The organism is Collimonas antrihumi (assembly GCF_018304965.1).
Lineage (GTDB): Bacteria > Pseudomonadota > Gammaproteobacteria > Burkholderiales > Burkholderiaceae_D > Collimonas > Collimonas antrihumi.
The window spans coordinates 1-2976 of sequence record NZ_JAGQED010000056.1 but is presented as its reverse complement, the minus strand read 5'-3'; the positions used below and the strand labels follow the sequence as shown (position 1 = coordinate 2976).

General features: G+C 57.4%; 3 protein-coding genes and 1 pseudogene. All 4 read left to right on the top strand.

The features are described from left to right. Positions 1-245: pseudogene (locus tag KHU29_RS21910) on the top strand (thiamine pyrophosphate-binding protein); the annotation flags it as partial. A gap of 111 nt (positions 246-356) precedes the next feature. Further along, positions 357-830, top strand: coding sequence for a formate dehydrogenase subunit gamma (locus tag KHU29_RS21905; RefSeq protein ID WP_425514506.1), 474 nt, complete (start codon positions 357-359; stop codon positions 828-830). Then, positions 827-2395 (top strand): formate dehydrogenase beta subunit, encoded by a 1569-nt coding sequence (locus KHU29_RS21900; protein ID WP_211455443.1) that lies wholly within the window; start codon positions 827-829, stop codon positions 2393-2395. Before KHU29_RS21905 ends, KHU29_RS21900 begins: the two co-directional genes overlap by 4 nt. A 73-nt stretch (positions 2396-2468) precedes the next feature. Continuing rightward, the coding region (locus KHU29_RS21895) for a 2Fe-2S iron-sulfur cluster-binding protein (RefSeq protein WP_211455442.1) at positions 2469-2976 on the top strand (508 nt) is incomplete at its 3' end.

The following is a 2976-nucleotide window of genomic DNA, read 5'->3' as shown; positions in this document are numbered from 1 at the left end:
AACTGGCGAAATACGGTGAAGAACGCGGCAATGTCGGCAATCTGCTGAGCGATATCCCTTACGGCAAGTTTGCCGAGATGCTGGGTGGTCATGGCGAAGAAGTGCGCGATCCGTCGCAGATCGCCGGCGCCTTGCAGCGGGCGCGTGAAGCGGTGCAGAAGACGCGTCGTTGTGCCGTGGTCAATATCTGGGTCGATCCTGCGGTGTATGCCCCGGGAACCATGGCGCAGACCATGTACAAATAATCTCTCACAAATAAGTTTACGCAAGTAAGTTCTAGCCATCATGTCGCAAACCAATGGATCCGGATGACTGTTCATCCGGATCCATTGGCACGCAGGAGAGTCGCAATGGAAATGCATCAAATTGTAGATATGGATAACATCGCTTCGCTCATCGCCGCGCAAAAAACACTGCCTGGCGCGCTGCTGCCTATCCTCCATGCGATTCAGGAATCGGCCGGATATATTCCGGCTGAAAGCGTTCCTTTGATTGCGCAAGAGCTGAATCTCTCGCGCGCCGAAGTACATGGCGTGATCAGCTTCTATCACTATTTTCGGCAACAGCCGGCTGGCCGTCACGTGGTGCAGATTTGCCGCGCCGAAGCCTGCCAGGCACGCGGTTCGGCGGCCCTGGAAGCGCATGCCAAAGCAGTATTGGAGTGTGATTTCCACGCTACCACCAAGGATGGCGAATTTAGCCTGGAGCCGGTATATTGCCTGGGACAATGCGCTTGTGGCCCGGCTATCATGATCGATGACGAACTTCACGCCAGGGTCAGCCACGGCAAATTGAACCGGCTGTTGCAAGCCAAGCGAGGTGCGCAATGAGCATCACCATCTACGTACCGCGTGATTCCACCGCGCTGGCGCTCGGTGCCAACGAGGTTGCTGCGGCAATTGTCGCCGAAGCAGGTAAGCGCGGCGAGGAAATTACCCTGGTGCGCAACGGCTCGCGCGGCATGTTCTGGCTGGAACCCTTGGTCGAGGTCAGCACCGCACAAGGCCGCGTCGCCTACGGTCCGGTTGAGCCGGAAGATGTAAGCAGCCTGTTCGATGCCGGCTTATTGCAAGGCGGACAACATGAACTAGGGCAAGGCCTGACAGAAGAAATTCCCTATCTCAAAAACCAGGAGCGCCTGACTTTTGCCCGCGTCGGCATTACCGATCCGGTTTCGCTGGACGACTACCTGGCGCATGAGGGTTATCTGGGCTTGCAAAACGCTTTGGCGATGCAGAGCGCCGATATCGTGCAGGAAGTGCTGGATTCCGGCTTGCGCGGACGCGGTGGCGCGGCTTTTCCGACCGGCATCAAATGGAAAACGGTACTGGGCGCGCAGAGTGCGCAAAAATACATCGTCTGCAACGCCGATGAAGGAGATTCCGGTACGTTCTCGGACCGCATGGTGATGGAAGACGATCCCTTCGTCCTGATCGAAGGGATGACGATTGCCGGCCTGGCTGTGAACGCAAACTATGGCTATATCTACGTCCGCTCTGAATATCCGCATGCGATTGCGGTGTTGAATGAAGCGATTGCGGTCGCCAATGCGCGCGGTTTCCTGGGCGAAAACATTCTCGGCTTCGGCAAGGATTTCCAGCTGGAAGTGCGCAAGGGCGCCGGTGCTTACGTCTGCGGTGAAGAAACCGCATTGCTGGAAAGCCTGGAAGGCAAGCGTGGCGTGGTGCGCGCCAAGCCGCCGCTGCCGGCCATCGAAGGTTTGTTTGGCAAGCCGACCGTCATCAACAATGTGATCACCCTGGCCAGCGTGCCGATAGTCCTGGCGCGCGGCGCCGCGTTCTACAAGAATTTCGGACAAGGGCGTTCAATGGGCACCTTGCCGATGCAACTGGCAGGGAACGTCAAATACGGCGGTCTGGTAGAGAAGGCATTCGGCGTGACGCTGCGTGAGTTGCTGTTCGATTTCGGCGGTGGCACGGAAAGTGGCCGCACCATGCGTGCGGTGCAGGTTGGCGGGCCGCTGGGTCCGTATCTACCTCCCGCACTGTTTGATACGCCGCTCGACTATGAAGCCTTCGCGGCTGTCGGCGGCACGGTCGGCCATGGCGGCATCGTAGCGTTCGACGACAGCGTTGACATGGCGCAGCAAGCGCGCTATTCGATGGAATTCTGCGTAACCGAATCCTGCGGAAAATGCACGCCTTGCCGCATCGGCTCCACTCGCGGCGTGGAAGTGATCGACAAGATCGTTGCCAATAAAAATCAGAACCAGCGTCAGCAACAGATTCATTTATTGCGCGATCTGTGCGACACCATGGTCAACGGTTCCTTGTGCGCAATGGGCAGCATGACACCGTTGCCGGTACTGTCGGCCTTGAATCACTTTCCGGAAGATTTTGGCTCGCCGCCGGCCGTAGTCGGCAAGGCGGCTTGAAGCGCTCACCAGGAATCAAGCCGATGCGTGAAATCCACGGGATTCAGGTATCGGCCAACAGGAGAAACAGAGAATGAACCAGCTTAACGACATAGATTACGGCACGCCCGCGCGTCTGTCCGAACGCATGATCACCCTGGAAATAGACGGCGTCGATGTTGACGTTCCAGCCGGCACTTCGGTGATGCGTGCGGCCATGGATGCTGGCATCAGCGTGCCCAAGTTGTGCGCTACCGACAGTCTGGAGCCGTTTGGTTCCTGCCGCCTGTGTCTGGTTGAAATCGAAGGGCGAAGAGGTTATCCGGCATCTTGCACTACACCGTGCGAACCCGGCATGAAGGTCAAGACCCAGACCCCTAAGCTGGCCGATATCCGGCGCGGCGTGATGGAGTTGTACATCTCCGACCATCCGCTCGATTGCCTGACTTGCCCCACCAACGGCAATTGCGAATTACAGGATATGGCAGGTGTGACCGGTTTGCGCGAAGTGCGCTACGGCTACGAAGGTGACAACCACTTGAAGATGAAAAAGGATGAATCGAATCCTTATTTCACCTACGATCCTTCCAAATGCATCGTCT